This window comes from Candidatus Methylomirabilota bacterium (assembly GCA_036005065.1).
Lineage (GTDB): Bacteria > Methylomirabilota > Methylomirabilia > Rokubacteriales > DASRDR01 > DASYQW01.
Map to the genome: position 1 here is coordinate 1 of DASYQW010000302.1, position 7,664 is coordinate 7,664.

At 70.3% G+C, this 7,664-nt stretch carries 7 protein-coding genes; 5 read left to right on the plus strand and 2 right to left on the minus strand.

What is annotated here, in order from left to right; translation table 11 throughout:
* The first annotated feature begins 231 nt into the window (after window positions 1–231).
* The 4 genes from VGW35_20945 (at window position 232) to VGW35_20960 (ending at window position 4,403) form a co-directional block, all read left to right on the plus strand.
* Entirely contained in the window at window positions 232–1,206 is a 975-nt protein-coding gene (locus tag VGW35_20945; GenBank protein ID HEV8310138.1) for an alpha-ketoacid dehydrogenase subunit beta, read from the plus strand.
* A 168-nt stretch (window positions 1,207–1,374) separates the two neighbouring features.
* Entirely contained in the window at window positions 1,375–2,637 is a 1,263-nt protein-coding gene (locus tag VGW35_20950; protein ID HEV8310139.1) for an extracellular solute-binding protein, read from the plus strand.
* 43 nt (window positions 2,638–2,680) lie between these two features.
* A complete protein-coding gene (locus VGW35_20955; GenBank protein HEV8310140.1) occupies window positions 2,681–3,574 on the plus strand; it encodes a sugar ABC transporter permease in 894 nt (297 codons plus the stop codon).
* On the plus strand, window positions 3,561–4,403 hold the full coding sequence (locus VGW35_20960; GenBank protein HEV8310141.1) for a carbohydrate ABC transporter permease: 843 nt from the start codon (window positions 3,561–3,563) through the stop codon (window positions 4,401–4,403). Before VGW35_20955 ends, VGW35_20960 begins: the two co-directional genes overlap by 14 nt.
* A gap of 158 nt (window positions 4,404–4,561) precedes the next feature.
* Here the strand turns inward: VGW35_20960 and VGW35_20965 are convergent, their stop codons facing one another.
* Window positions 4,562–5,722 carry a mandelate racemase/muconate lactonizing enzyme family protein gene (locus tag VGW35_20965; protein ID HEV8310142.1) on the minus strand — a complete coding sequence of 387 codons (1,161 nt, stop codon included), beginning with the start codon at window positions 5,720–5,722 and terminating at the stop codon, window positions 4,562–4,564.
* A 132-nt stretch (window positions 5,723–5,854) separates the two neighbouring features.
* Between VGW35_20965 and VGW35_20970 the strand changes: the two genes are divergently transcribed.
* Window positions 5,855–6,883 carry a UdgX family uracil-DNA binding protein gene (locus tag VGW35_20970; GenBank protein HEV8310143.1) on the plus strand — a complete coding sequence of 343 codons (1,029 nt, stop codon included), beginning with the start codon at window positions 5,855–5,857 and terminating at the stop codon, window positions 6,881–6,883.
* A gap of 22 nt (window positions 6,884–6,905) precedes the next feature.
* Here the strand turns inward: VGW35_20970 and VGW35_20975 are convergent.
* Window positions 6,906–7,664, minus strand: a 759-nt coding sequence (locus VGW35_20975) for a quinone oxidoreductase (protein ID HEV8310144.1), incomplete at its 5' end; no start/stop codon positions are given.

Below are 7,664 nucleotides of genomic sequence, written 5' to 3' on the forward strand. Positions count from 1 at the left end.
CCGGATCCAGCGCGAGGTCGCCAAGGAGATCGAGGAGGCCGTGGAGTTCGCCGAGCGCTCCCCCGATCCCGACCTCCAGGAGATGTTCACCGACGTCTACGCGCCCTACTAATCTCGGACGGGGGCTCCGCCCCCTGGAGAATGCCCCCGCGGCAGAGCCGAAGCCGTCCGCATTCGCGGACGGCTTCGGGGCCTGCCTCCCCCCAAGAGCGGGAGGAAAGGACGACGAGCATGCATACGCTGACGGTGGCCGAGGCGATCTGTGAGGGCCTCCGGGAGGAGATGGAGCGCGATCCGCGCGTGTTCCTCATGGGCGAGGACGTCGGCGCGATCGGCGGCATCTTCGCCACCAGCCGAGGTCTGCTCGAGAAGTTCGGGCCCGAGCGCGTCCGCGAGACGCCGATCTCCGAGGCGGCCATCGTCGGCCATGCCATCGGGGCGGCCGTGGCCGGCCTGCGGCCCGTGATCGAGTGCGGGGGCTTCGTGGACTTCCTCTCGCTCACCATGGACCAGCTCGTCAACCAGGCGGCCAAGCTCCGCTACATGTTCGGCGGCAAGGGAACGGTGCCCATCGTCGTGCGGGCGGCCCAGGGCTCAGGCGTCAAGCTGGCCGCCCAGCACTCGCAGAGCCTGGAGGCCTGGTTCGCGCATGTCCCGGGACTCATCGTCGTCTGCCCCTCGACGCCGGCCGACGCCAAGGGGCTCCTGCTGGCCGCCATCCGGAACCCGAACCCCGTGATCTTCCTCGAGCACAAGATGCTCTACTTTCAGAAGGGCGACGTCCCGGACGGGGAAGGCCTGGAGCGGATCGGGGTGGCCGCGCGCCGGCGCGAAGGGACCGACGTGACGCTGGCCTCCTACAGCCTGATGGCCCACCGGTGCCTGGAGGCGGCGGATCTCCTCGCCCAGCGCGGTATCTCGTGCGAGGTCGTCGACCTGCGGACGGTCCACCCCTGGGACCGCGAGGCGATCCTCGCCTCGGTGCGGAAGACCCACCGGCTGGTGGTGGTCCACGAGGCGGTCAAGAGCTTCGGCGTCGGCGCCGAGATCGCGGCCGCCGTGATGGAGGAAGCCTTCGACGACCTGGACGCCCCGGTCGTGCGGGTCGCCGCCCACGACATCCCGATGCCGTTCAACGAGAACCTCGAGCGCGAGACCGTGCCAACGGTCGAGCGGATCGTCGAGGCCGTCAAGCAGCTCGCCTGAGTCCACCGGAGGGGGCCTCGACGGCCCCCTCCGGGACCTCCCCCGAGAGGGGGGTTGCGCGGGCAAAGCCCGCGCTCGGAGCGGAACATCCAGTGGTGGGGTGGTAAGAGTGAGCCCGAGAGCCACACCCCGCGCATTCCGTCACAGAGCTGACCCGAGGAGGCCGAGATGACGCGGGACTCGAGACCCTGGCTCAAGGTTCCGCGGCGGCGCGCGGGCCTGCTCGTCGCCCTCGCGGCTCTCGTGCTGACGGCCGGCCCGGCGGCAGCCGTGGAGCTGGAGGTGGCGACCTGGCACTGGACGGAGCCGGCCCGGGGCGCCGTGCTGCGCAAGATGGTCGAGCAGTTCACTCGCGAGCACCCGACCATCACCATCAAAGAGGTCAGCGTCCCCTTCCCCCGGTACGTCGAGCAGATGCTGCTCCGCCTGGCTGGCGGCGCGCCGCCGGACGTGCTGGTGGCCACCGACGCCATGCTCTTCACCTTTCTCGACCGTGGCCACCTGGCTCCCTTCGGGTCCTTCCCGGCTCTGGCCCGCATGCTCGAGCGCGACCGGCAGGACTTCGTCGACGGCCAGGCCGTCGCGAGCATCGGTGGTCAGACCTACGGCGTCGTGAGTCACTACAGCACCTATGGGCTCCTCTACAACGAGAAGCTCCTGAGCGAAGCCGGCATCGCCAAGCCCCCTGCGACCCCGCAGGAATTCCTGGCGGCGGCGACGAAGCTCACCAAGGCGCCCGAGCAGTTCGGGTACGGCACGCGCCACTCGATGAACGAGGAGGGCGGCTGGTGGTACGAGGTCGCGTACTGGGTCCACGGATTCGGCGGGCGATGGGCCACCGGCGGCAAGCCGTCGGTCAGCACGCCGCCCGTGATCAACGCCGTGCGATTCTTCAAGCAGCTCTACGACGCCGGCGTGTTCCCCAAGGGGGTGGATGCCGCCACCTACCGGCGGATGTTCTGGCAAGAGAAGATCGCCATGCTGACCGACAACAACGCCGTGTACTTCATCGCCAAGTCCCAGAATCCGAATCTGGCTCTCCGGGCCGCCCCCAACCCGTTCTCCCCGCCGGTCACCGTCGGCGAGATCTCCTTCTACACCATCCCCAAGGGCGCCAAGCACGCGCCTGAGGCGGCGACCTTCATCGACTGGTACCGGCAGCACCTGCGGGAGCTGGGGATGAACCTCCAGAATCTGGTCGGGTCGAAGTCCGCCAACACCGAGATCCTGTCGGCCTTTCCCCACCTCACCACGTTCGTGAACGCTCCCCTGGCCGAGAACGGCGGCGCGCTCCCGAAAGGCTACGAAGGGCGGATGCCCGAGTTCCGCCACATCGTCCTCCAGCACGTGACCCAGGTTCTCGTCAACAACGCCGACCCGGCCACCGAGATGCAGGCCGCTCAAGCCGAGCTCGAGAATATGCGTCGGTAAGGGACCCGGTCTCCCCCGGCGATCGCCGCCGGCGCTACTCACGATGCCTCATCCCTCCGGAGGGCGACGCCAGGCGTGGCTGCCCTACGCGCTGGTCGGTCCCCTCCTCGCGCTGATCGCCCTGTTCGTCCTTTACCCGATGGCGCACGGCGTCCGGGTCAGCCTCTACGACAGCCGGGATCTCGTGCCCCGGCCCGACGAGTTCGCCGGGCTCGCGAACTTCGCCTGGCTCTGGCGGTCCCCGGCCACCGTGAAGAGCGTGCGGGTGACGGTCCTCTACGTGGCGGTCACCACCGCCGCCGCCACCCTGATCGGCCTGGCGAGCGCGCTGGTGCTGAACGCCTCGTTCCGAGGCCGCGCCCTGTTCCGGGCGGCGGTCACCATCCCCTGGGGGACGCCGCTCGTCGCCAGCGCCCTCATCTGGTTCTGGATGTTCGATCCCCAGTACGGGGTCGTCAACTACGGGGTCCGGCTGCTCGGCCTCGGCACCCAGGGCATCGCCTGGTTGATCTCGCCGCAGTGGGCTCTGCCGGCGGTCATGACCGTGGACGTGTGGCGGACCTTTCCGTTCGGCACCCTCGTCCTGCTCACGGCCTTGCAGGGCATCGACCCGGATCTCTACGGCGCCTCCGCGGTCGACGGCGCCGGCCGCACCGCGGTCTTCCGCCACATCGTGCTGCCGTCGATCCGTCCCTCGCTCCTGATCCTCGGCCTGCTCTACACCATCTGGGGGATGAAGCGATTCGACACGATCTGGATCCTCACCCAGGGGGGCCCGGCCGACGCGACGAATGTCCTCTCGGTCTTCATCTACCGTGAAGCGTTCCGGAACTTCCGGGTCGGCCAGGCGTCCGCGCTGGCCCTGGTCGGCGCCGGTCTGGGGCTGCTGGCCGCCATCGCCTACTTCGCGCTGGAGAAGCGGGATGAGCATGGGTAGGGCCTGGCGGACCGTCCCCGGGCTGACCGGGACCTACCTGCTGGCCGGGCTGTTCGCGGTCGGCGCGGCCTTTCCGCTCTACTGGATGGTGGTGGCGGCGCTCCAGCCCGGCCGCGAGCTGTTCAGCTACCCGCCCCGCCTCCTCCCCCGGCTGGGGGAGCTGGGCGTCTTCGGCCGGCTCTTCGCCACCCAGCCCATGCTGGTGTGGCTGGCCAACACGGTGCTGGTCGCGACCGGAGTCGCCCTGATCTCGGTCGGGCTCGCCGTCCTCGCCGCCTACGCGCTCTCGCGATTCCGCTTCCCCGGTCGGACCGGCATCCAGTTCGTCCTGCTGCTGACCCAGATGCTGCCCAGCACGGTGCTGATCGTTCCCCTGTTCATCCTGTTCCGCCAGCTCCACATGCTCAACACCCGGACCGCGATCGTCCTGGCCCAGGCCGCCCTGGTCGCGCCGATCGCCGTGTGGATCATCAAGGCCTTCATGGACACGATTCCCGTCGAGATCGAGGAGGCGGCCCTCATCGACGGCTGCTCTCCCCTTGCCGTCCTGGGGCGGATCACGCTGCCGCTGGCCGCGCCGTCCATCGTCGCCGCCTTCGCCATGAGCTTCTTCGAGGCCTGGAACGTGTTCGTCTACGCCCTGACCTTCGCGCCCGACCGCGAGCTGTGGGTATCGGCCGTCGGGCTGGCGTCGTGGATCGGCGAGCTCACCACGCCCGTCGAGATCATGATGTCCGGGGCGGTGGTCTTCGCGCTCCCCTCGGTCGTCGTCTTCCTGGCTCTGCAGCAGCGCCTGGTGGGGGGGCTGTCGGCCGGCGCCCTCCACTAGATCACTTCGGGGGGGTCTCGGAAGACCCCCCCGAGGGCCCCCCCGTCGTGGCGGCGGCAAAAGCCGCCGCTCGGAGTACTCCTCCGCACACCACGCGCTCGGTGGTCGGCGCCGAGTTACTCCGAGACAGACTACTCCATCTCTCGGACGATCCGGCTTCAGCCTTCCTCGCGGGCGAACATGGAAGGCTGGTAGGGCAGGAACTGCCCTCGCTGCTCGTAGAGTCGATGGTACTTCTGCACCTTCGCCTCGTCGACCTCGACCCCGAGCCCCGGGCCGCGCGGAACGCCCCACGACGGCCCGCTGGCGATCGGCAGGGGGGCGGTCAGGACATCGTCCTCCATGATGGCGGCGGTCTGCTGGTTGCCGTCGACGAGGTTCGGGAGCGTCAGACAGACGTGGTGGGAGGCGGCGGCCATGACGCCGAGCTCCCCGTGGGTATGGCGACAGACTCGCAGGCCTTCCAGATGGGCGAGGTGGCTCAGGCGGTGGAACTCGGCCAGCGTCCCGACCCAGGTGCTGCTGAAGCAGAGGACGTCGGCGGCGCGGTGGCGGATCACCTCGTGCACATCGCCCACTCGCCACAGGCCCTCGTTGGCGGCCAGCGCGACCGGGGTGCGCGCCCGCAGCTCCGTCATGTTGCGCAGCGGGTCGGGCCAGACCGGCTGCTCGGCAAAGTCGATGTGGAAGCGATCGAACTCGGCCAGGTACCGGACGGCCTCGTTCGGTGACCAGGCGCCGTTGGCATCGATCCGGATCTTGCGGGCGGGACCGATGGCCGCCCGCAGGGCGGCGATCATCGGTAGCTCGGCCGCGAAGTCGATCCCCACCTTCACGTAGAAGACGGTGTACCCCTGCTCCACGCCCCGGCGCGCCTGGGCCGCCACGTCATCCGGGCTGCCCCAGGCCAGGTAGTAGAAGTAGTCCACGCTGCGCCGCACGACCCCGCCGAACAGGTTGTAGAGCGGCTGACCACACGCTCTGCCGCACAAGTCCCAGAGGGCCATGTCGATGCCGCAGAACGCGAAGTTGCCGGTCATCACCCGGTTATACCAGTGGGCGGTGCCGAAGAAGTCGGCGGCGATGGCCTCCCGATTCCAGGGATTCCGCCCCGTGAGATACGGGATGGCCGACCGGATCACCTCGTAGACGCTCTCGACGTTCGAGCCCGAGCAGCTCTCGCCCCATCCGACCAGCCCGTCGTCGGTCGTGATCTTGACGAGCACGTCGGTCACCCCGTCGCGCTGGACCCGGGTGCTCTGCTCCCGGTGGCGATAGGGCACGCTGACGATGATGGGCTCGACGCTCCGGATCTTCATGGAGTCCCTCCCCCGACGCGCTCAGGATATGGTGCCGCCTCGCCACCCGCAAGTCGCCGCGGCCTGGTCAGGGCGAGCCCCGTCCGGTACCATGGAGGCCGTGCCGACCAGCGGGACCGACGAGGTCACGCGGTGAGACAGGTCGCGATCGAGCCCACCTTCGAGTCGTGGCAGGCGGCCGCCCGGACCCTGCTGCGTGAGCGAGTGCCGCCGTCCGAGGTGGTGTGGCTCGACTCGGCGGCGAGCCCGGGGGGGACCGGGCCGGCGGGATCCGGCCCGCCGCCCGACCCGGACAGCTCCCAGCCCGTCGCCCGCGTGCCGAGGCAATTCATCGAGCTGGCCGGCCAGGTCGTGCGCCATCGGGACCCCGCGCGATGGCCTCTGCTCTACGAGATGCTCTGGCGGCTGGTCCACGAGAGCCGGGATCTGCTCGAACACCGGACGGACCCGCTGGTTCGCCGCCTCGTCGCCATGGCCGCCCAGGTTCGCCGCGAGGCCTACCACGAGGAGGTCGGCGAGATGCTGCGCCTCCAGGAGGGCGGCGGCGGCGCGGCAGCCTTCGTCCCGGCCGACGCCGGTCTCGGCGAGCTCCGCGAGGCCGCCACCCGCTGCACCGGCTGCGAGCTGTACCGGCACGCGACCCAGACCGTGTTCGGCCGAGGCCCCGCCGACGCGCGGATCGTCCTCGTCGGCGAGCAGCCGGGCGACCAGGAGGACCTCCAGGGAGCGCCCTTCGTCGGGCCCGCCGGCGAGGTGCTCGACCGCGCCCTGGCGGAAGTGGGGCTGGCGCGGGAGCGGCTCTACGTGACGAACGTGGTCAAGCACTTCAAGTTCGTCGAGCGGGGCAAGCGGCGTATCCACCAGACTCCCCGCCTCCCGGAAGTCGCCGCCTGCCGCCCGTGGCTCGACGCCGAGCTGGCCGTCGTCAAGCCGCGCGTCCTGGTCTGCCTGGGGGCGACCGCGGCCCGAGCGCTCTTCGGGCCGGACTTCCGCCTGTTGCGGGAGCGTGGCCGCTTCATCGAGACCCCGTGGGCGTCGAGGACCCTCGCCACGCTCCACCCGTCCGCGGTCCTGCGGGGCGAGAACGAGGCTGCCCAGGCGCGACTCTACCAGATGCTGGTGGCCGACCTCCGGATGGCGGCCGAGGCCTCGGCCGGCTGAGCGGATCCGCCCGCCGAGTGCCTCACGGGATCAGGAGAACCTTGCCCGTCGTCTTGCGTCCCTCCAGCTGCCGGTGCGCCTCGGGCGCGTCGGTCAGCGGGAAGGTGGCGCCGATCCGCAGCTTGAGCTCGCCCTTCTGAATCCAGCCCAGCACGTCGCCGGCACGCTTGAGCAACTCCTCGCGGGTGAGGATGTGATGGTTGAGGCTGGGCCGCGTGAGGAAGAGGGACCCCTTGACGTTCAGGACCTGTGGGTCGAAGAGCCCCACCGGCCCGCTCGACTGCCCGTATAGGACCATGTAGCCGCGCGGGGCCAGGCAGCTCAGGCTCTTGTCGAAGGTGTCCTTCCCGACCGAGTCGTACACGACCTGGAGTCCCTTGCCGCCCGTCAACCGCTTCACCTCGGCCTCGAAGTCGTGCTGCGAGTAGAGGATGACCTCGCCGGCGCCCGCCTCGCGGGCCAGCTTGGCCTTCGCCTCGGTCGAGACCGTTCCGATGACGCGGGCGCCGGCGCGCTTGGCCATCTGGCAGAGGAGCAGCCCCACCCCGCCGGCGGCGGCGTGAACGAGACACGAGTCCCCGGGCTTGAGCGGGTACGAGGAGTGGGCCAGGTAGTGCGCCGTCATGCCCTGGAGCATCGCCGCGGCGCCGGCCCGCGCGTCGAGATCCGCCGGGAGCGTGACCAGCCGGTCGGCCGGGACGACGTTGTGAGACGCGTAGGAGCCGGGCACCCCGGTCCACGCCACGCGCTCCCCCGGCTTGACCGTCGTGACGCCGGCTCC